At 38.7% G+C, this 21,438-nt stretch carries 21 protein-coding genes and 2 other annotated features; of the genes, 6 read left to right on the top strand and 15 right to left on the bottom strand.

Going from position 1 to position 21,438, the window contains the following annotated elements:
• Nucleotide 1 precedes the first annotated feature (1 nt).
• From trpC to trpE, 4 genes are read right to left on the bottom strand one after another with little or no spacing between them, the layout of a single operon-like run.
• Nucleotides 2-793, bottom strand: a complete 792-nt coding sequence (gene trpC / locus GXK58_RS06745; RefSeq protein WP_160721092.1) for an indole-3-glycerol phosphate synthase TrpC — start codon at nt 791-793, stop codon at nt 2-4.
• Complete coding sequence (trpD, locus tag GXK58_RS06750; protein WP_160721094.1) at nt 794-1,819, bottom strand: anthranilate phosphoribosyltransferase; 1,026 nt, start codon at nt 1,817-1,819, stop codon at nt 794-796.
• Nucleotides 1,791-2,402: an anthranilate synthase component II gene (locus GXK58_RS06755; RefSeq protein WP_160721096.1), complete on the bottom strand. Its 612-nt coding sequence runs from the start codon at nt 2,400-2,402 to the stop codon at nt 1,791-1,793. Before GXK58_RS06755 ends, trpD begins: the two co-directional genes overlap by 29 nt.
• Nucleotides 2,399-3,790, bottom strand: coding sequence for an anthranilate synthase component I (trpE, locus tag GXK58_RS06760; protein ID WP_160721098.1), 1,392 nt, complete (start codon nt 3,788-3,790; stop codon nt 2,399-2,401). The genes GXK58_RS06755 and trpE overlap by 4 nt, the downstream gene beginning before the upstream one ends.
• 59 nt (nt 3,791-3,849) lie before the next feature.
• Nucleotides 3,850-4,096 (bottom strand) — a binding site (T-box leader).
• A gap of 179 nt (nt 4,097-4,275) precedes the next feature.
• Nucleotides 4,276-4,523 (bottom strand) — a binding site (T-box leader).
• A 263-nt stretch (nt 4,524-4,786) separates the two neighbouring features.
• Here trpE and GXK58_RS06765 point away from each other — a divergent pair.
• A complete protein-coding gene (locus GXK58_RS06765; RefSeq protein WP_160721100.1) occupies nt 4,787-6,064 on the top strand; it encodes an MFS transporter in 1,278 nt (425 codons plus the stop codon).
• Between the two features lie 75 nt (nt 6,065-6,139).
• Here the strand turns inward: GXK58_RS06765 and GXK58_RS06770 are convergent, their stop codons facing one another.
• From GXK58_RS06770 to GXK58_RS06785, 4 genes are read right to left on the bottom strand one after another with little or no spacing between them, the layout of a single operon-like run.
• Nucleotides 6,140-7,045, bottom strand: coding sequence for a 4Fe-4S dicluster domain-containing protein (locus tag GXK58_RS06770; protein WP_160721101.1), 906 nt, complete (start codon nt 7,043-7,045; stop codon nt 6,140-6,142).
• Nucleotides 7,046-7,075: 30 nt separating this feature from the next.
• Nucleotides 7,076-7,663, bottom strand: a complete 588-nt coding sequence (locus GXK58_RS06775) for a DMSO/selenate family reductase complex B subunit (RefSeq protein WP_337248164.1) — start codon at nt 7,661-7,663, stop codon at nt 7,076-7,078.
• Between the two features lie 3 nt (nt 7,664-7,666).
• On the bottom strand, nt 7,667-10,066 hold the full coding sequence (locus GXK58_RS06780; protein ID WP_202171309.1) for a DMSO/selenate family reductase complex A subunit: 2,400 nt from the start codon (nt 10,064-10,066) through the stop codon (nt 7,667-7,669).
• Nucleotides 10,059-10,730 carry a TorD/DmsD family molecular chaperone gene (locus GXK58_RS06785; protein WP_160721104.1) on the bottom strand — a complete coding sequence of 224 codons (672 nt, stop codon included), beginning with the start codon at nt 10,728-10,730 and terminating at the stop codon, nt 10,059-10,061. Before GXK58_RS06785 ends, GXK58_RS06780 begins: the two co-directional genes overlap by 8 nt.
• A 208-nt stretch (nt 10,731-10,938) precedes the next feature.
• Here GXK58_RS06785 and GXK58_RS06790 point away from each other — a divergent pair, with 208 nt between their 5' ends.
• Nucleotides 10,939-11,241, top strand: coding sequence for a DUF6509 family protein (locus GXK58_RS06790; RefSeq protein ID WP_160722140.1), 303 nt, complete (start codon nt 10,939-10,941; stop codon nt 11,239-11,241).
• A 34-nt stretch (nt 11,242-11,275) separates the two neighbouring features.
• Here the strand turns inward: GXK58_RS06790 and GXK58_RS06795 are convergent, their stop codons facing one another.
• Together GXK58_RS06795 and ku are read right to left on the bottom strand one after the other, a co-directional pair.
• On the bottom strand, nt 11,276-11,479 hold the full coding sequence (locus GXK58_RS06795; RefSeq protein WP_202171310.1) for a cold-shock protein: 204 nt from the start codon (nt 11,477-11,479) through the stop codon (nt 11,276-11,278).
• A 379-nt stretch (nt 11,480-11,858) separates the two neighbouring features.
• A complete protein-coding gene (gene ku / locus GXK58_RS06800) occupies nt 11,859-12,743 on the bottom strand; it encodes a non-homologous end joining protein Ku (protein WP_160721105.1) in 885 nt (294 codons plus the stop codon).
• A gap of 130 nt (nt 12,744-12,873) precedes the next feature.
• Between ku and GXK58_RS06805 the strand changes: the two genes are divergently transcribed.
• Entirely contained in the window at nt 12,874-14,715 is a 1,842-nt protein-coding gene (locus GXK58_RS06805; protein WP_160721107.1) for a DNA ligase D, read from the top strand.
• A 15-nt stretch (nt 14,716-14,730) separates the two neighbouring features.
• Here GXK58_RS06805 and dapF read toward each other — a convergent pair whose 3' ends face one another.
• From dapF to GXK58_RS06825, 4 genes are all read right to left on the bottom strand, one after another.
• Nucleotides 14,731-15,708 (bottom strand): diaminopimelate epimerase, encoded by a 978-nt coding sequence (gene dapF, locus GXK58_RS06810; protein ID WP_160721109.1) that lies wholly within the window; start codon nt 15,706-15,708, stop codon nt 14,731-14,733.
• Nucleotides 15,709-15,778: 70 nt separating this feature from the next.
• Nucleotides 15,779-16,564: a hypothetical protein gene (locus GXK58_RS06815; protein ID WP_160721111.1), complete on the bottom strand. Its 786-nt coding sequence runs from the start codon at nt 16,562-16,564 to the stop codon at nt 15,779-15,781.
• Between the two features lie 112 nt (nt 16,565-16,676).
• Nucleotides 16,677-17,531, bottom strand: a complete 855-nt coding sequence (locus GXK58_RS06820; RefSeq protein WP_160721113.1) for a patatin-like phospholipase family protein — start codon at nt 17,529-17,531, stop codon at nt 16,677-16,679.
• Between the two features lie 165 nt (nt 17,532-17,696).
• Nucleotides 17,697-18,020 carry a DUF4870 domain-containing protein gene (locus tag GXK58_RS06825; RefSeq protein WP_160721115.1) on the bottom strand — a complete coding sequence of 108 codons (324 nt, stop codon included), beginning with the start codon at nt 18,018-18,020 and terminating at the stop codon, nt 17,697-17,699.
• A gap of 180 nt (nt 18,021-18,200) precedes the next feature.
• Here GXK58_RS06825 and GXK58_RS06830 point away from each other — a divergent pair, with 180 nt between their 5' ends.
• Together GXK58_RS06830 and GXK58_RS06835 are read left to right on the top strand one after the other, a co-directional pair.
• Complete coding sequence (locus GXK58_RS06830) at nt 18,201-19,328, top strand: amidohydrolase (protein WP_160721117.1); 1,128 nt, start codon at nt 18,201-18,203, stop codon at nt 19,326-19,328.
• 311 nt (nt 19,329-19,639) lie between these two features.
• Nucleotides 19,640-20,200, top strand: coding sequence for a GNAT family N-acetyltransferase (locus GXK58_RS06835; protein WP_160721119.1), 561 nt, complete (start codon nt 19,640-19,642; stop codon nt 20,198-20,200).
• A 36-nt stretch (nt 20,201-20,236) separates the two neighbouring features.
• Here the strand turns inward: GXK58_RS06835 and GXK58_RS06840 are convergent, their stop codons facing one another.
• Entirely contained in the window at nt 20,237-21,019 is a 783-nt protein-coding gene (locus GXK58_RS06840) for an SDR family oxidoreductase (RefSeq protein WP_160721121.1), read from the bottom strand.
• 165 nt (nt 21,020-21,184) lie between these two features.
• On the opposite strand from GXK58_RS06840, the gene GXK58_RS06845 reads away from it, so the two are divergent.
• Nucleotides 21,185-21,427, top strand: coding sequence for a spore germination protein (locus GXK58_RS06845; RefSeq protein ID WP_101651386.1), 243 nt, complete (start codon nt 21,185-21,187; stop codon nt 21,425-21,427).
• The last annotated feature ends 11 nt before the right edge of the window (nt 21,428-21,438 follow it).

A 21,438-nucleotide genomic window follows, 5' to 3' on the forward strand; every position in this document is an offset into this window, starting at 1 on the left:
TTCATTTATTTACTCCCTCTTGAAGCGGAAGGCGGAGATTTAGAAAAGATGCCTCTATATCTTGGCTGACCATTAAGGCCTCACCGACTAAAACCCCCTTGGCCCCTGCATTTCGGACCCTTTCAGCGTCCTGTTCTGTATGAATCCCACTTTCACTAATCAGATAGGCGCCTGAATTTTTCACTATTTCAGCCAACTGTTCGGTAACTTCGAGTGAAACAGTGAACGTTTTTAAATCACGATTATTTACACCAATGAGTTTAGCGCCTGTTTTAAGGGCTATTTCTAACTCTTTTTGGTTATGAACTTCCACCAATACCTCTAGGCCTTTTGCTTTTGCGTATTGAAACAAATCCTGCAAATGACTCTCCTCTAATGCTGCAACAATTAATAAAATAATGTTCGCCCCATGTGCGGCTGCAACATCAATCTGTACCGGGCTGATGATAAAATCCTTACATAAAATTGGAAGATTAACAGCTTCTCTAACTGCCTTCAAATCGGAGAAGGATCCTTTAAAGAAGGTCGAATCGGTTAATACCGAGATGGCAGATGCACCGGATTTTTCGTAAATGGCAGCTTGGACCTCAGGTTCTACCCCATTATTAATTAAGCCCTTAGATGGTGATGCCCGTTTATATTCCGCAATAATGGAGAGTTCCTTGGCCGTTTGCAATTTTTCTATAAATGATCTTTTTGGATATTCAGCTTCTTGAATGATTTCCTTGCTGTCTTGAAGGAGCAGGACCTCCTTTTTTTTCTGTTCAATGATTCGGTCAAGAATAGTTTCCACTTAAATCGCCTCTTTCTGGCCTATTTTAGATTTTTCAATTAGTGTTGTTAGTTTTCCGTACGCTGCACCTGAATCAATAATTTCCTTGGCAACTTCAATACCTTCGACAAGGGTTCCTGCTTTCCCAGCAGTATAAATACCGATTCCTGCATTTAATAATACGGTATCACGTGGAGCACCTTTTTCCCCTTTTAGCACTTTCAAGAGGATTTCCCCATTTTCTTGCGAGTCCCCGCCCTTGATCTGGCTATTATCATATTGTGGGAGATTAACATCTTCAGGAGTAAATATATGGTTAGTAATTTTTCCATCTTCTAAAAGGGTATAATGATTCTCTCCCTGCAATGAAGCTTCATCCATATATCCTGCACCATTTATAACAACCGCCCTCCTGCGGCCTAACTTATTGAGCACTTCTGCAAATACATTTAATAAATCCCTGCGGCTGACACCTAACAATTGATAATCCAGCTCAATTGGATTTGTTAATGGCCCAATATAATTAAAGACCGTCGGAATCTTCAAGTCTTTACGTACCGTCATCACTTTCTTTAATTTTGGATGAACGTGTGGAGCAAATAAAAAGGCAATCCCTATCTCATGGAGAATTTCTTCGGTTCTTTCTGATGGTAAATTTAGATTGACTCCAAGATACTCAAGGACATCTGCACTTCCAGTTTTACTCGAGATACTTCTATTACCATGCTTCGCAACAGGGATTCCGGCACCAGCAATAACAAAGGCAGATGTGGTACTAACATTGAAGCTTGATGAACCATCGCCGCCAGTTCCACAGTTATCCAGAACATTCGGAAACTTCCGATTAAAGTTCAGTGTGTTTCCTTTCATAGCCCTGACTATACCAGCGATTTCGTCCACGGTTTCCCCCTTAGACTTTAATCCCATTAAAAAGGCAGCAATCTCAGATTCGGAAACCTCCTCACCTAAGATAAAATCAACTGCTTCCTCCATTTGCTGTTCAGAAAATGACTGTTTTTCAGCTAATTGAAGTAGGTAATGTTTCATTTGATCTCATCCTCTCAATTTCATTAATAAAGTTTTTTAACATTTGTTTTCCATCCGGAGTTCCAATCGATTCTGGATGAAATTGCAGCCCGTAAACAGGATATTCTTTATGCTTTATTGCCATAATTTCATTATCATCATTAGAATGAGCAATACTTTCTAATTCTGCTGAGAGATTACTTTCTTCTAGAGTCAACGAGTGATATCGCATAACCTCTAATGGATTAGTTAAATTTGCAAAGACTTCCTTTCCTTGATGTGTAATGAAGGATGTTTTCCCATGCTTAATGTAATGAGCCCTTCTTACTTCACTGCCAAAGGCAGCACCAATTGCTTGATGACCAAGACAAATTCCTAAAATAGGGATCGTCTTGTGGTAGGTTTGAATCAATTCTATACATATACCAGCGTCCTCTGGGCGGCCAGGTCCTGGAGATAAAATAATCGCTTTTGGGTTCAACTCTTTAATTTGTTCCATTCTTAACTGGTTATTACGATATACGATCACTTCTTCACCAAGTTCCCCTAGGTATTGGTAAAGGTTATAAGTAAACGAGTCAAAATTATCAATTAATAAAATCATTTTTCACCCTCCAAAAAGGATCTCAACTTGTTAAGTGTTTCTTCATATTCAGATACAGGGTTGGAATCATAGACTATGCCCGCGCCTGCTTGGATAATGGCTTCTCCATCTTTGATGATCATGGTACGGATGGCTAAGGCAAAATCCATATTCCCGTTTACGGAAACATATCCTACTGCACCAGAATAAAGACCTCGCTTTGACTTTTCTAACTCATTAATGATTTCCATTGCGCGTACCTTTGGTGCTCCAGAAACAGTCCCTGCTGGCAAACAGGCTGCTAAGGCATCTAATGATGTTTTCTCCTGATGCAGTTTACCGCTCACTTCTGAAACTAAGTGAATTACATGACGAAATTTTTCCACCGACATATATTTCTCAATTTGAACAGATCCAAACTCACAGACCTTTCCGAGATCATTTCTACCTAGATCCACAAGCATTCGATGTTCCGCCAGCTCTTTTTCATCGTTAACTAATTCCTGTTCAATCCGCTCATCTTCTTCTGCGGTTTTTCCTCTTTTTTTGGTCCCGGCAATTGGGTTTGAGATGATCGTGTTGCTTCGCGTTTGGATCAAGCTTTCAGGTGAAGAACCAATAACGGTATATTCATCAAAATCAATATAAAACATATATGGTGTCGGATTAGTGCTTCGATGCTTACGATATAAAGAAAGTGGTGTACCTTCAAAGGCTGATTTCATTCTTCTGGAAAGCACTACTTGAAAAATATCTCCGGCAAGGATATGCTCCTTTGCGGTTTCAACACTATTGATAAATGCTTCTTTTGTAGTCTCTGACTCAAAACCACTAAACGAAAATGGTTCTTCTTCCTGATAATAATTCGGCTTTTTTAACTCTTCTATCCTCATGATTAAGCGACTTTCAATTTTCTCCAAATCACTTTTATCAGATAGTGGAATTCCACAAATTTTTACTTTTTCTTGTAGATGATCGAAAACAATCACATCTTCAAAAAACATCAGATGTACATCCGGCATTTCCAATCCATTCGGATATTCTTTACCAATGAGTTCGAACTGTCTAATAATGTCGTAACCAACGTACCCTACTGCCCCTCCTATAAAAGGAAAATCCTGTTCATCCAATTGTTCATGTAAAGGCATAAGTTCTTTGATTACTTCTAAAGGATTTCCTTTCACGACCCTCTTGGAACCATCGCGATAAGTAATTTCATTATGTTCTCCTTTAGATATCAACTCAAAGGCCGGGTCAGCGCCAATAAACGAATATCTCCCTGAATCATTGTATTTATGAGAACTTTCCAGAAGGAATTTCTTCGTTCCGCTGATTTTTTGCAAAATGGAAATAGGTGTTAAGGTATCGCCTTTGATTTCATGTATTAAACATTCATTTAATGTCTTCATGTCACAACCCCTTTTCAAAATAAAAAAATCGCCCTCTATACGCGTAAAATGTTACGTGTATAGAGGACGATTCTTTGATCGTGGTGCCACCTCCCTTTGAAGCAAATTAATGCTTCCTCATTCGGATACAGAATAAAGTTGTTTCGATATCCTATCCCTTTAACGGAGGAAACCGGGCATCCCTACTAAGATTCAAGACACCTCTCACAAGTCCATTCCACAAATTGATTCATATCGGGCTCCCACCTTCCCCGACTCTCTGGAAAGAATCCTCATTTGTGTACTACTCTTGCTCAACGATTGTAACTTATTTATTTAATAACTGGACTGTTGATTTCCGCTCCAGGCGTTCGCTTTCCGCGGGCGTGCCGGTGAGCCTCCTAGGCTAAACGCCTGCGGGGTCTCCCCTGCCCCTTACTCCCGCAGGAGTCGAACGCCCTCCGCTCCAATCAACAGAGTAGAAAAACAAAAAGGGCCCCCCATCCAAAAAGGACGGAAGACCCGTGGTGCCACCTTCATTAGCTAAAAATTAGCTCACTCAACCGATATCGAAGCAAAAATGCTTGAATATCTGTCTCTTGTAACGATGAGATTTTCGCCAAAGCCTACTGCCTATAAGGGTTCGGTTTGGAAGCTCGGAAGTCCATTCGCTTTAACGTCTACACTGATTTGCACCAACCATCAGCTCTCTTAAGAATCCGTAAAAGTTACTACTCTTCGTCAACGCCTATAATGATTTGCTTTATTGATTAGTATCATATCTAATTTTCCTGACTGAGTCAAGTGATTATTTTTGTAAAATTCCAAATTAGGTTTTTCTTATGTTTATTTAGAGAATTGACCGGCTTCATCGTTCGTCCTCTTCCATTTAAAGGATAACTTAAAATTTGTTATTTTCACAGGTATTTGCCCATATTAACATTAGTATTGAAAAGCCAACATTTCTCTTCGGAGTAGAAGTTGAGAGCATAAAAATGAAGGCGGGATAGAAGATTCATGGAACATATTGAACGATTAAGCCAAGATCAAAAGGCAGCAAAAAAGAAACAATCAGCGGCTGGTCAAAAAAAGCAAAGTGAAATTGCCAAACAAAAATGGGCAATCGTTTCGCTGTCTTCCATTCCTTTAGTCATGACTTTGGGAAATTCAATGTTGATTCCAGTATTACCTTCTATGGAGAAGGAATTATCCATCACTTCCTTTCAAACAAGTATGATCATAACGGTTTACTCCATCGTCGCGATTTTCTTAATTCCAGTTGCCGGATACATATCCGACCATATTGGCAGAAAACGGGTTATTATCCCAAGCTTGCTAATTGCGGCGGTCGGTGGACTTATTTCTTGGTGGGCTGCCTGGAAGTTAGCCGATGCCTATTGGCTTATACTAATCGGCCGGGCACTACAAGGAGTAGGAGCAGCAGGCGCAATGCCGATTGTACTTCCTTTAGTGGGCGATATGTTTAAAAGTGAAGATGATGTTAGCAGCTGTTTAGGTTTAATTGAAACGTCTAATACGTTTGGTAAAGTATTAAGTCCAATACTCGGGGCTTTCCTTGCCGGATTCATCTGGTACTTACCCTTTTTCTCCATTCCTGTGTTTTGTCTAATTTCTGTTATCTTAATGATATTTCTCGTTAAATGTCCTAAAAGTAATGAAAAACCAATTCCTTTTAAACAATTCTTTTCAAATGTTAAAAAGACCTTCACTGAAAAGGGACGTTGGCTGTATGCCATCTTTTTTATTGGAGGAATCCTTATGCTTGTCTTGTTTGGCATATTATTTTATCTTTCGGAAACCTTTGAGAAAGAATATGGGATAAAAGACCTGAAAAAGGGAATCTTTTTAGCCTTACCACTTGGAGCGTTGTGCTTAGCCTCCTTTATTAGCGGGAAAATAATAAAGAAAAATAAAGTCTTAATGAAATGGATCACTCTGATTAGTATCATTGCTGCTGCGGCTTCGATTGCTGCACTATGGTTTTCAATCCAGCTTTGGTACATGTTAACAATGTTTCTCATTACCGGTGTTGGCATTGGATTGAGCCTTCCATGTTTAGACGCGTTAATTACGGAAGGGATTGAAAAAGAAGAACGCGGGACCATCTCATCTATTTACAGTTCAATGAGATTTATCGGGGTGGCAGCAGGGCCGCCGTTGATCGCCGTTTTAATGGAGTATGCCAGCCATTGGATTTTTATCGTTCTCAGCAGTTTAAGTGTACTAGCGGCAATTATAACGATGTTTGCAATAAAACCTAAAGCTACAAGTTGAAAAGTGCTGAGTAACCTCAGCACTTTTTTGTTGGACTAGACTATTCGTTTTTAAAAGAGATGCTCTTTTTAATCCCTACTCATAAGGGCTTAACCACTCTGGATTTCTGTCATGGCAAATCGAACATTTATCTTTCTCTAGTTGAAAAGTCAAAAATTCCTTTCCACAAGCTTTGCATCTATTCCTATAATATCGATATTGTGAGATAGATTTATTTCTTAATTCAGGTGTAATCCTTATGGCGTCTTCTGGACAGATATCTGTACAATCAAAACAATTCACACATTTTTCATTAGCAGCCTGCAAAAAACCTCCGTTTATAGTAAATACTTTTTGGGAACAAAAGGAGAAACAAATCTGACATAAGGTACATTTCCCAACAACTAATTCCACTTTATAGAATTGATAATCAGGAAAATACTTTGTAATAAGCCATTGATTTTTTTCCATTTTCCACTCTGCAGGTGTCATGTTTTTTACAAATTGCTTTCCGTCTTTTTGAAGGGATGAAAATAAAGCCCTCCGTGATAACCCCTTATCCTCACTGGTTTCGATTACCTTAATTAAACTTTCATCCAGGTCCCGTAAAGTTTTGTTTGTTTGTTCGAGAATATCATTCCAATTTTTATTGAGAGGGGTTATCCTCGTCATGATAGAGGCTGCCCCTCTTTGTGTGTAAATAAGCAATTCCTTTACAGATGGAATAAACGATGGATTGTAAACAAGACTACCCTTTTCAAATTCCCTAGACTCTATCGTACCTTCGATTGCAGAAAGGGGGCAGACCATTATACATTCCCCACATGAATGACATCGTTCTAGATCGATATCAATGGACTCATGTGTGACCAGCACTGCTCCCTCATTACAGGCATCTTCACATAAAGTGCAGGTGGACCGGCGATGTTTCTTTCTTGAACAATCGCTGCTAATCTTTACATCAACATTCAGACTTTCTAGCCAATTCATTAATAAGGACATATACTCACCTACAGGATATTTTTCTCACTATCAAGCCCGAGCATCTCTGTGAAGGGTAATGACTAAGTTGGGATGGGTAACCGAATCACTTGGCATCCCTTTAGTTTGACTAAGATTTCCGTATTTTTTTCTCAGCTCTTCAATCGGGCCAAATTCAATTGCACGCATCGGACATGAAGCTACGCAGGCAGGATCCTCCCCTTTTTCCTGTAAATCCATACAGAAATCACATTTATTTGATTTAAACACCTTTTTATTATATTGAGGCGAACCATACGGACAAGCCTTTATGCATAATTGTGCCCCCTGACAGACATCCTGGTCGATGGTAACGACTCCATTTTTTTTGTTTTTTACAACTGCTCCGGTTGGACAGCTCGGTATGCAGGCTGCATCCTTACAGTGATTACATGAAATGGAGAAATAAAATGCTTTTATGTTAGGAACCAATCCCTTTGTAGGCTGTTCGGTAAAGTATCCTTCTTCATAGGTGTAAACTCTTCGGAAATTAATGCCTGCATCCAGATTATTCTTATCCTTACAAGCCACTGCACAAGCCTTACAGCCAATACAGAAGCTTTGATTAATATAAAATCCCAGCTGTTCCAAGATCCTCACTCCCTATGCTTTCTTTACATCAACAAGGTTGGTTAATTGCGGGTTAGCTTTTGCCAGAGGTGTTGGTCTTTGCGATGTTAATACGTTAACGGAACCCCGTTGATCAATTCCATTCTTATCAGGCGTATACCATGCGCCCTGAGGGATTCCCGCAACTCCCGGAGTGATGCGCGGTGTAACTTTTACATATATCAATAATGAGCCTCGGTCATTAAATACCTGAACACGGTCCCCATTTTTGATCCCTCTTTTTTCTGCATCCCTTGGATTCATCCACATTTCTTGTTTATACGCCTCCTCCAGCCACGGCTGGTTATCATAGGTGGAGTGACATCTTCGCTTATAGTGCCAGCTGATGAGCTGCAGCGGATACTTTTTAATTAAAGGGTCCTCTGGTCCTTCCCATGATGAAATATATTTGGCAATCGCCGGGATTTCATCGGGTTGGCTCATCTCCCATAGGGCCTTGGAAAATAATTCGATTTTGCCTGAAGGCGTTGAAAAGGGATGATTGGTAATATCATCAATCTGCTCCTTAAATCCGATCAGAGGCTGGTCAAACTTGAAATGGTGGGCCCCCTTTTTCCTTAATTCTTCAAAGGAAGGAAAACTTGGATCTACTTCTTTTCTCGTTCGCGTAATGCTTTCTTTTACCCAATCAAGTGTGGTTTTCCCTTCAGTGAACTGTTCCTTCACCCCAAGTTTTTCAGCAACACCAGCAAACACATCGTATTCATCTCTGCATTCATATAACGGTTCGAGCGTTTTATCGCCAAATACAACATAATCTCCAGCCCCCCAAGGAAATCCGATATCATATCGTTCAAAAAAGGTTGTCCCTGGCAGTAAAATATCAGCATATTTAGCACTAGGGGTCATAAAGAGATCACTGGCAACAATAAATTCAACCTTGCTTTCATCCTCAAGCAGTTTTCTTGTCTTATTGATGTCTGCATGCTGATTGATTAACATATTGCCTGCTAAATTAAAGATTAATTTTATATTCGTATTAAGCCGTTCTGCGCCTTCCAGCCCATCAGCAGCAGTCATTTCCATCCCCTTTTCAGCTGCCATGGTCCATTGAAAACAAGGGATGGAAGCCTTAACTGGATTTTCGTAAGTAAATGGTCGAACAACGTTCGTTCGGCTCCACGAACCTGTCCCTGCAGCCCAGCCTCCAAGCTTGCCAACATTTCCTGTCAGACAGGCCAATTGTGCCCCCGCGCGCATAAACTGCTCACCATATGCCTGGCGCTGCGCAGACCAGCCTTGAATTAAAGCAGCTGGCTTTGCTTCTGCATACTCCCGTGCAATTTGCCTGATTTTATCTGCAGGCACGCGGCATATTTTTTCGGCCCATTCTGGTGTTTTGGGAACTCCGTCTTTTTCCCCTAATAGATAGCTTTTTAATGATTCCTTACCAGCTATACCATCAGGCATATGGGCTTCATCAAAACCAATACAATTTTTATCTAAGAATGCTTGGTCATGTAATTTTTCAGTAATTAGACAATGCCCCATCGCATCCATGAAGGCAACGTCCGTTGTCGGCAAGATAGGGATCCATTCATCCGCATAAGCGATTGCGGTATCAGAATAACGGGGATCAATGACAATAATCTTTGCCCCATTTTTCTTTGCTTGCATTAAATATTCCCGGTAAGGAGTAGAATAGATCATTTCAGCAGGATTTTGTCCCCAGAGAATGATATATTTGGAGTGTAAGAGTGAGTCAAAACTGCTTCCCGAATCATTCGTGCCATATGTATAAGGAGTCGCTACCCCGCCTGCACCTACACTATAGTCCCCGCGGTAACTTAAGAATCCGCCCGTTAGCGACAATAGTTTTCTGGCCGCATTCCGGCCGCCATGAATACCGCTGCTTTGCCCCGTTGCATAGTTTACATATCTTGATTCAGGTCCGTATGTATCACCAATCCGTTTCATTTCCGATGCAATGGTTTCAATAGCCTCATCCCATGTGATCCTTTCAAACTTTCCTTCTCCCCGTTTACCTGTACGTTTCATAGGGTATTTTAAGCGCTCAGGATGATAAAGCATCTTACGATAGTTTCTGCCTCTAACACACGCTCTTAGGGGAGGTGACGACAGGTCTCCTCCTTTTTGAGTATCAGTACTAATACGGACAACTGCCCCATCCTTCACATGGGCTTTGATTACACATCTTCCCCCACAGTTTGTAATACTGCAGGTAGAAATTATTTTCTCTTTGGTCTCCTCTTTGGCTGAAGCAGGTTTTGCTTCTTCTTTCCTATTCACAAGCAGCTTAGATCCTACTCCACCAGCAATGATGGGAATCCCGATGGCACTTGACCATTTTAAAAAGGTCCGTCTTTGCATTTTATTTGATAACAAATTCTTTAAGTGGTTATTTTCAGACATATTCTAATGCCTCCTTTACTTCCAATAAAGATGTTAAATCAAAGATTAAAAATTCTTTGAGCAGCATGGCCGCCCCTATATAAAGCCGGCTATTTGAATGATCAATAATTCTTTGACAAAATTCCGGAATCCAGATAGTCATGTGGTCCTTTAAAAGGTGAATCTGACTCGAAATCAAGTCCTTAATCTCCTTAGTTTCTTCCGTCTGCAGAGATAAATGGATAAGAAAGATCATAAACTCTAATTCAAGAAATAAGGAATCGTCTGGTTCGTTATTTTCATGGATATTTTGAAGTCCATATTGGTGAAAAAGCTCTCTGATCTGAAAAGTCCATTCCTCAAATAATAGACCTTCCTCACTTCGATAATAAGACTCCCAAGGAGGCGCTATTAATGTTCCTGGACCGATAAATAACCGGCGATATTCCTCTTTTTCAGTCATGACGTTTTTATTTCTTGTCATATTCTCAAAAAAATCTGCGAGGATTTTACCGCCTTCATGGTCGAATTTCAGGTCATTAAATTTCCCCGCTTTACTTAACTCGGTCAAACGGTCATCATCAATTGGTTCAGCAAATAATAAATGGAGAAATTGATAAAAATTACTCCTAGCTAATAAAAATGGTTGTAATTGAATCTGTACGGATTCTTTTGTTGATGTCATTTTCTCTCTCCTTGCTTTATGAAATGACCAACTTCCTTGATTTGTAAGCCTTTATATTGTTAATCTTACCGTAATCTAGTAAAACCGGGATAACTTTGTGCATTTTTTCACAATAAATTCAAAAACATAAAAATTACTGTTACCAAAGTCACTTTTTGGGTTATCGCTTAAAAACGTGTATAATGATGGAGGTAATAAACTGCAAAGGATGATTGGATTGAAGATTACAGAACATGAAGTGGAAAAACTAGAGGATCCATTTGGCCTGCTTTCTGGAGAACGATACGAGTTTTTTTTAACACTTGAAGTGGATGAAGAGGATGAACTGTATTCAGATAATGGTGTCGGATTAAGATGTATATATGTTCGTGAAGAAAACGGAGATAAAATAACCAGCTATCACTTTTTTGAGCAAGAATCAGAAAAGGTTCTTGACTTTGAATTAGAAGAGGATGAAGAAGAGTTAGTTCTTTCTTATTGTAAAGAACACGCTGCCGAAGGAGAAGAATAAAGCAGGAAGTTTTGAACTCCCTGCTTTCTTAATTTTACATGAAATTTTTACTGTGGTTATGAATGACTTGCAACTCTTTAGTAGTTTGAGCCATTTCACTTTTGCAGATAGGACAAACTGGATCCTCGCTGCTTTTAAAATTGTCACGAACCCAGCACTTGCAAGTTTCAGATGTACAAACCCAAATCTTTGTTTCCTCTAATTTTATTTCTTCTTCATTTTTTCTGCCAAATGCCAAATCGATCACTCCCCCTTAATAGTCATGATTATCTTTGAACCATGGATTGAAGCTATTATTCTAGTATAACTATATATAAAAGGGTGATGCTTTCAATTGTTGCATCACCCCTTTATTTTTCATAAAAAATGTTTTAATAATAAAAAGACGTAAGCTTACACGAAAGGTAATAAGACATTACACAAACATGCAGTTACGACTAAGCCAAAAATAAATTACAGCGCAAAATATATTTAAATTTTATCACAATTTCATACTTTAGTCAATTATGCAAGCTGTGCCTTGACTTATCAGCTTAACAAACTTAAGTATAACAGCGATATAAAAAAGGCTAAGACAAAGTTCCTTAGCCTTCCTTATTAGATTGAAATTGAAATCTCTATGCTTCTTTCTTTACTTTTGCTGGTGCTTTTTTTCTTGGGACTGCCGCTTTTTTGGGTTTAGCTACATCAGTCGCGGCATTCTTAAGTGCAGGTGCCGGTGTTTTACTCGGTTTTGTTCGGTCAATGGATGCCTGCAGGGCAGCCATTAGATCGGTTACATTGGATGCTGGTTCTTTCGCCGCTGCCGTAACTGTTTCTTGACCGGTTCGTTTAGACTCAATTAGCTCTAATAACGCCGTACGATACTCGTCTGTATATTTTTCCGGCTCAAATTTAGTGGTTAATTGATCAATCAATAATATCGCCGTTTCTAACTCTCTATCTGTTACTTTATCCTCTGCAGGAACATTAGGTACATCTCCTGCTTTCCGGACCTCATCAGGATAATGGATCGTTTCCATCACCAACGTATTTTCGTATACACGAATGACTGCCAGCTGTTCCTTAGAGCGAATAATGATTTTTGCCAGACCTACCTTTTGAGAATCCTGCAACGCTTTGCGCAATAATGAATAAGCTTTACTTCCACCTTCATTTGGTGACATATAATAGGTGCGGTCGAAATAAATCGGATCGATCTCTTCAATTTTTACAAAATCAATAATTTCTACAGCCTTCTCTTCATTTTCTTTACGGAGCTTTTCTAATTCATCATTATCAAGGACAACAAACTTTCCCTTTGTATACTCATACGCTTTGACGATATCTTCCGGTTTTACTTCTTCTTCACAGACGGTACAAATTTTTTCGTACTTAATCGGTGCATGACATTTGTTATGCAAGGTCCGAAGTTTGATATCTTTATCCTCAGTCGCTGTATGGAGTTTAATTGGGATATTTACAAGTCCAAAACTAATACTGCCTTTCCACATTGTATGCATTGGAATTCTCCATTCTTTTTCTTTTATTTTGCGGAAAGCTTTTAAATATCATGCTTTAAAACATTTGCCAAAAGGATGAAGTGTTATCGATTGATGCAAAATAACATAAAAAAGAGAGGATATTAAAATAATGAAGCCGATGCTGCCAAGCTTAACCTTTGATTTACCCGTACGGCCAGATTGGCAGTACGAGGTAAAATATGATGGTTTTCGGGCAATTTTAACTTGGAATGCTGATGGAATCGAACTTATGAGCAGGAATGGAAAGGATTTATTACCCCAATTCCCTGAAATAAAAGAATTCCTAATGCGGTATGAGAGTCAATTAAGACCCTTTATTCCCTTACAATTAGATGGGGAATTAGTCTATCTCGAAAACACACATAAAGCTAATTTTTCTGCGATCCAAGTCCGGGGCAGGTTAAAGAGTGAAAAGAAAATTTCAGAACAAGCCAAAAATTCTCCCTGCCGTTTAATGGTGTTTGATGTATTGATATTTAAAGGAAAAGGGACTTCCGGGGAACCCTTTCATAAAAGGAAAAAAACATTACTGGAATTATTTCGTTCGATAGGGTTTGATTTGGATCCTGACCCCTATAATGACCAGCTTTTTCAATACGTAAAACCACACGAAGACTTTAACGAGTTATGGGAAAAAGTTGTCTTATACGATGGTGAAGGAATTATAGCCAAGAATAATAGAAGTCTTTGGGAGGAAGGGAAACGTTCACTGCAATGGCTCAAGTATAAGAACTGGAAATTTGTCAGCTGTTTTATTACCTCCTATGATAAAACGAATGGGTATTTTTATATCGGTGTATACAAAGGTCAAGCTATTTTTTCAATTGGCCAAGTATTATTTGGGTTTAAACCAGAAGAAAAGGATGCGCTAAAACAAACAATAAGACAAAACATGGTGAAAGAAGACGATCAATTTATTTATGTGGAACCAGCTATATGTCTTGAAGTAAAATACCTGGAACTATATGACAATCAACTGCGCGAACCCCATTTTGACCGCTTTCGTTTTGATTTAGAACCAGCAGGTTGTACTTATGACCACTTTATGTTTGCCCAAAAAAACCTTCCCGAAGATTTGGAAATTACTCATCCTGACAAACCCTTGTGGGAAAAGTTAAACATACAAAAGGCTGATTATATTCTTTATTTACGGGAAGTCTCGCCATATATGCTGCCATTCTTAAAGGACCGCCTGTTAACCGTTATCCGTTTTCCACATGGAATGTTTGGGGAAGCTTTTTATCAAAAAAACTGCCCTGATTATGCACCAGAGTTTGTTCAGACTAAAATAGATGAAGGAATCGATTACATCTTATGCAATAACCTAAAAACACTTGTATGGCTCGGAAATCAAATCGCGATAGAATTTCATATCCCATTTCAAACTGTTAACAGCATAGGTCCAAGCGAAATCGTCTTCGATTTGGACCCGCCGTCCAAGGATGCATTCCATTTAGCGATTAAAGCTGCCTTATTAATAAAAGAAGTACTTGATCAATTGAATCTCATTGGATTCATAAAAACTTCCGGGAACAAAGGTCTGCAAGTGTACCTTCCTTTGCCGGAGAATGTTTATTCCTATGATGACACAAGGTTATTTACCAGCTTTATGGCAGAATATTTAATATCGAAAGATCCTGATTCGTTCACGATCGAACGAATGAAAAAGAATCGCGGCGGCAGATTATATGTGGATTATGTTCAACATTCAGAAGGAAAAACAATTATCGCTCCTTACTCCATGAGAGGAAATGAGCACGCCGGTGTCGCGACCCCTCTCTATTGGGAGGAAGTAAATGAAAAACTGACACCTGTGTCCTTTAATATGGAAAACGCTCTTAAACGAATTCGCAGCCAAGGCGACCCATTTTCAGATTATTTTCAAACAAAGGAGATTCAGCCCTTTTCTCCAGTCCTTGAGTTTTTAAGAAAATCCGGAAAAAAAGGATAAGGCGGAGCCTTATCCTTAAAGTGATTGTTTAATCATTTCTTGTGCATCCTCTTGGAGCTTTTCATACGTAGCTTGTTCAGAAAGATTTGTTCTTGAAAGATTAGAAAAAGTTTTTTCTCCGAGATTTACCTGAATCGAAGCACGATAGAGGTAAGTGGCGTTCCCAATTAAATCAATGGTATAAGTTCCGTCTAATTTATGAACCACACATTGAACTTTACCGCCATTATTATAAACGTCAATAACCTTTTCATATTCGTTCAATTCAGTTAAACACGTAACCAGTGAAGAAGCAGACATTGCGGTACCACATGCATTTGTAAACCCTACTCCCCGTTCAAAGGTTCGAACGTAAATGGAGTCTTTCCCAAGCGGTTTTACAAAACTGACATTGACACCATCCGGAAATAGATGGTTGGGACCATTCACTTTTTCACTTAGTTGTTTCTGTAGGTTATTTTCTAGCTGTTCTGTCTCCACAATGGAAATTAAATGCGGGTTAGGTACAGCCAGAGCCGTAAACCTTAACTCTTCTGAAAGCTCTTTAATTTTTTCATTGAAAAGTGTAGGCTTATTTAAATTTAACGGTAATGCCTTTAATTCAAACAAGACTGGGGAAATTTCAACTTGGTACGTGTGTACTTGGGGATAAATATCGTCTTGCTTGCTGACCTTTAAATTTGCTTTCATTGTTTCAATAACTGCTTCATCTAATCCCCTAAGCTCACAAATATATCTAGCTACGAGACGCAGGCCATTTCCGCACATGGATGCTTCCGAACCGTCCGAATTAAAGACTCTCATTCTTCCAGCTGCATGACTACTTTTCATAACAAACAAAATTCCGTCTGCTCCGAGCTCGGTGTCTCGATTACATAACAGCTTGGCAAGATTCGCTCGTTCTTCTTCAGTAAATACATAATCATTTGAAATCTCATCGATAAGCAGGAAGTCGTTTCCTGAACCATGACCTTTTATTAAATCTATCTGCACGACGTTTACCCCCAGAATAGTATGTTTTATTCATCATATCAAACATTATTCTGTAAGGAAACTGTCATGTTTATCTCTCAATAAAGTATTCATTGATTAATAATGACATCCTAAGCAGCTTGTCCTCCTCTGATAAACCTTCTTTTATCGTAAGTACTGGTGTATTCGGTTCCGGAAAAAAACGGCTCCATTCAATTGGCATCCAGCCCCTGCGGAGCCGTCCCACTTCTTTGTAACCATGATCATAAACCTGTTCATCCATAAATACAGGCGACCCTTCTACTCCACCGATATATCCTCCTGTTTGGTCAAATAACTCTTTTTTTGTTTTTCTAAGAACGGTATTCTTTTTTGCAAAACGGCCTAAAAACTTTTTATTAGAATTATATACTTCAATCGTTACTACTTTCTTGCCTTTTAGTTTATAGAAACCCAGTACCTGGTCTCTATGATCATATAAAACATACGTTCTGGAAGGCTTCAACCTGTCAAATCCAGTTCCGCGAAATTTCTTCATTTTCCCTGCCAAATGACCATTGGTAAAATAAAGGAATAAACAGGAGGACTGGGCACTCCTAAAAAGCAGTAATAGATGGTTTGCTTTGAATAATGAATGTGAGTCATTTTCTAGTGTTTTCATATTTCGTGTGATTGATAAAGATTGTCTCAAGCGAAAAAGATAGACTTGAAAACTAATTAAGCTATACATGATAAATGGAATGGTTAATAGCATTATTTCTTTATGTTTTATGAACATTAGATTTCCGATAATAATCATAGTGGCAGGTACTAGTGCAGCAATACTACCATTTAAGTTTAAATTAGCTGTATCCCGGTAATATTCATTTGTATTCATTCAGATAACCCCTTATAAATTCCTCTACTAAAAGTTTATTTAAGTTTAAGAGAAAAATGATAGAAGTTTTCTACTTTATATAAAAAAGAGAAAAGCCTTGCTAGACTCTTCTCTAATCATTAATATATGAAAGAATTTTTTTCAGTGAAGCCTTTGCATCCTGATATCCCTGAAAATACAATTCTTCTAGTCTTTGTGGATTTCTTTCCATCCTTCCGACTTTCAACGGGTCGGTTGGACGGATAATGAGTATGTTTCCTTCTTTTTCTTCTTTTTCTAAATAGTTGACGGTGTCATTATATTTCTGATATCTCATTCGTAACGACTGTTGTAATCCCTTGTAATTCGGATATTTCCGGTTCACTAAGAAATGGAATTTTGAAGGTTTTTTCAAATAGCCCTTATTTCTGGTTAGGATGACAATATTTTTTTTACATCCATCCTGTTGAGCTTTTTTAATTGGAATAGGATCACTGATCCCGCCATCTAATAATATTTTATCTTGGAATCGTATTTCCGGTGCAAGAAATGGCAATGAACTTGAAGCCCTTAAAACGGTAAGCAAGTCTGAACCATAATCCTGTTTCTTAAAATAAACAGGCAGTCCTGTTACACAATCTGTTGTCCCAACGACAAACTCTGAAGGACTATTATAAAAGACATCATAATGATAAGGAACATGCTGGTTAGGGATTTCATCAAAAATAAAATCCATGCCAAAAAACTGTCCATTTCTCAAATAGTTTTTCCAAGAGATATATCTAGGATCACTTGCATAATCTACGGTAACTAGTTTATTTCTGCCTTTTTGTTTAGATAAGTAGGAAGCGGCATTACACGCACCCGCGGAAACACCAATTACATAAGGAAAAAAGAGTTCCTCTTCTAAGAAGCACTCGAGTATTCCAGCAGTATATACACCACGCATCCCGCCGCCTTCTAATACTAACCCTGTTTGGTCTAACATACTGCCTCACCCCAGTTAAAATTTGCATAAAATACATATGTAATATTATAGAATTAGTTTTATCTAGGCAACCGATACGATTTCAATCAACTTTTCTATAACTCATTGGGCTTATTTGTCCGTTCTACATGTCAAGAACCCGGCAAAGCTGCCGGGTTCTTTTTCTTATTTTATTAATCTAAAGATCCATGGGAATTGATATTCTTTTCCCTCATATGCTTTAACCGCCGCTATTATGGTAAAAATAAGTGCTGCAATGCCTACTATCCACATAAGGAAAATCCCTATAATTACAATCGTCAATATACCTGAGACAATAAAATAGATCGTATACGAAATTAAAAAATTAAAATATTCTTTTCCATGGACGTCAATGAAAGGTGACTCTTCCTTTTTTAATAACCAAATTATGAGTGGAGCTAAGATTGGAAAGGGCAAACTTAAGACATACAAACCTGCTGCTAATAGCTTCTCTTCACTCTTCACCATTTTTTATCCCCCATTAAATAAATTTTTTGTTATCGATAATATTTACGCTATATCTTTCTAAAGGTTTCTTCATTTTTCAAATAAACTTGAAATAAATTAGTAATAGCAGACTTTTACTTAAGACACCTATGTTGCTAAAATCGGTCAAATACCATAAACCTCATTAAGAAAGGTTTTATTATGAATAAAATACTTTTAAAAAATGCAAATGTGTATCCAGTTACCTCTGAACCATCAGCAAATACAGACATCTTAATCGAAAATGGCAGGATTAAGAAAATTGGTAAGAACTTAATAACTGATTTAGAAGTAAATATATTAGACTGTTGTGGGTTTTATTTATTTCCAGGGTTTATTGATGTTCATACCCACTTAGGTTTATACGATGAAGGAACTGGCTGGGCAGGGAATGATGCGAATGAAACAGTTGAGGCTCTCACACCTCACATTCGGGCAATTGATGGAGTTTATCCATTAGATCCGGCCTTTAGCGATGCAGTGAAAAGCGGGATTACCACCGTTCATGTTATGCCGGGAAGTGCAAATGTAATCGGTGGAACTACTTCTGTGATTAAAACAACTGGGAAAAACATTAAAAAGATGATTATTCAAGAAATTGCGGGGTTAAAGATCGCCTTAGGTGAAAATCCAAAAAGGATTCATAGCCATGGGAACAGTGAGTCCATTACAAGAATGGGGATCATGGGCATGCTTAGAGAAGCCTTTTACAAGGCCATCCATTCGGATAATCCAGAGGATCTCCGTGTGGCGCCGTTAGTTATGGCATTAAAAAGAGAAATTCCTGTCAGGATTCATGCCCATCGAGCGGATGATATCATTACTGCCGTGCGTCTTGCAGACGAATTCCAGCTTGATCTGCGGATTGAGCATTGTACTGAAGGGCATTTAATTGCGAATGAATTGGCAGGACTCAATTTAAAAGTATCAGTGGGACCAACACTTACTAGAAGATCTAAAGTAGAGTTAAAAAACAAAACCTGGAAGACCTATCAAGAATTGACGAATCATGGGTTGGAAGTGTCAATTATTACCGATCATCCCTATACACCGATTCAATACTTAAATATATGTGCGAGTCTCGCCGTCCGCGAAGGCCTGCAAGAACAAAAAGCGCTCGAAGGTATTACCATTCTGCCTGCAAGAAATCTAAGAATAGACGATAAAACAGGAAGTATTGAGGAGGGCAAGGATGCTGACTTAGTCCTTTGGACGCACCACCCCTTCCATTATTTAGCCAAGCCGAAATGGACAATGATTGGGGGTGACATTATTTATTCGGAAGCATAGAATAGTGTAGAAAATTGGTAAAAAATATTATCGAAAAACCGCCAAAAACCTATTTCTTTTTTTCTTTTTTTCTTGTATTATACTCTAAGCAAGTAGGATTTTTGGACCTAATTTCGATTTGGGGGTTTATAACCATATTAATTCGGTAACAAAAAAATGATATAGGGAAGGCAAATGGTGCGCCACCAGTTTTACTGGTTCTAGTGGGTTCGATTCCCACCCCGAAATTTTTTACGTAATTCTATAAAAAATTTCGAGGGTGGACCGCTTCTTTAGACATGGGATCGGAATGCCCTAATGGAGGGATTTTCATGTTAAAAAAACGTGATCTTCATGAGAGCCAGACACTGTACGAACTGATGACGCATCCAGATGTCTTCCCTTTTGTGCGTCAAAAAGCAAACTCCTATGAAGAATTTTTATTTATGACCAAACAAACGATTGAAGCGGAAGAACGCGGAGAATTAATCTCACGTACGATCCTCGATGAATGGGGTTCACCTATTGGGACAATCAACTTATTTGACATAGCAGATCAAGCAGGTTTCTTGGGAACATGGCTTGGCAAGCCCTTTCATGGAAAGGGCTATAACAGTCCGGCTAAGGAAGCCTTTTTTAAGGAGCTTTTTTACGAGGCGGGGATTGAAACCATCTTTATGCGAATTCGTAAAATAAATATTCGCTCCATCAAAGCTGCCGAGAAGCTCCCATATGTTGTAAAAGCCAACGAAAATAGAGCGACTCTCTATGCACAGCTGAATGCCAATGAAGACGTATATGACTTATATGAAATTCCAAAAGACTTATATACCTTCCACTTATTGAGAAACGGAACTGAGACTCAGACAGATTCACATTTACTCGAAGCTTAACAAGCAATCGGCCTTTAGCCGATTGCTTTTAATTGTTTAAATTAACTTTGGTTTAAACGCCTTTCCTAAGACATCCGTTCCCCCTGTTACCGAAATGATACTGCCTGTAATAAAATCGGATTTGTCCTCGGTTAAAAAACTAACTACACGCGCAATATCCTCACCCGTCCCCTGCCTGCCAGTGGTTAGGTTTTTTTCTTTTGCTGATATTGATTCTAAAATACTTTTCTCCTTCCACTCGCTGGTTATATCTCCAGGGCAGACCATATTTGCTGTAATACCATATTGAGCTTCTTCCATCGCAATGGTTTTAGTCAGGGAAGCCAAACCTGTCTTTGCAGCGGCAAAAGCTGAACGATAGATCCAGCCCGGGGCCGTTTCAACCCTATCAAAGCCTAAGGTAATAATTCTGCCCCAGTTTTGTTTGCGCATTTCCGGGATGATTAATTTTGATAAATGAAACACCGCTGTTAAATTACCTTGAATTAAATAATTCCATTCATCAAAGGTATAATCAGTCATTTTTTTTCGCTCATGTATGTATGGACCCGCATTATGAACTAAAACATCCACACTCGAATAAACTGAAAGCGACTCATCAACAATTCGAATACAATCCTCTTTATTTGCCACATCTCCTTGAACAGCTATTGTATTCGTCCCGTAATGATCACTTATTTCCTTTGCTAAGAAAACAGCCTCTGACTCACTCTTTCGATAGTTGATCACAAGTTGATACCCATTTTCTGCAAGCAGTTGTGCCGTTTTTTTGCCGATGCCTGATGCTCCCCCTGTAATCAAAGCCGTTTTCTTTTTCACTAATCATTACCTCTCTATACTAAGTTCTCTCTTTATATATATGTTAAAAAGAAATGATTATATATGCAAATTTTAACTTATGCCGTCCCTAAGTCAGAAGTTTTAATAACGGATGGGCGGTTAATTGCATATGATGGGTTAACCAACAATAAAGGATGTGGCAGGATGCAGACTGTAATCAATATCTTCAGCCTGAAAATTAACAGTGTATCTAATAACGGGTCTGTCAACATCGGTGAAGCCCTTCATAATGCCCATACAGCAAATTCCAAATCCCAAGGTCAAAATTCATCTTATGGGGATTTTGCACCGCCTACAGCGGCGATGGAAAATGTCTTCATTGATCCAGACATTAATGATATGGGTGATATCGCAAATCCGTCAAACGTCTTTAGTAATTCGAAATAAAGGACTGAAAA

It is taken from the genome of Bacillus sp. USDA818B3_A (assembly GCF_009928415.1).
GTDB lineage: Bacteria > Bacillota > Bacilli > Bacillales > Cytobacillaceae > Neobacillus.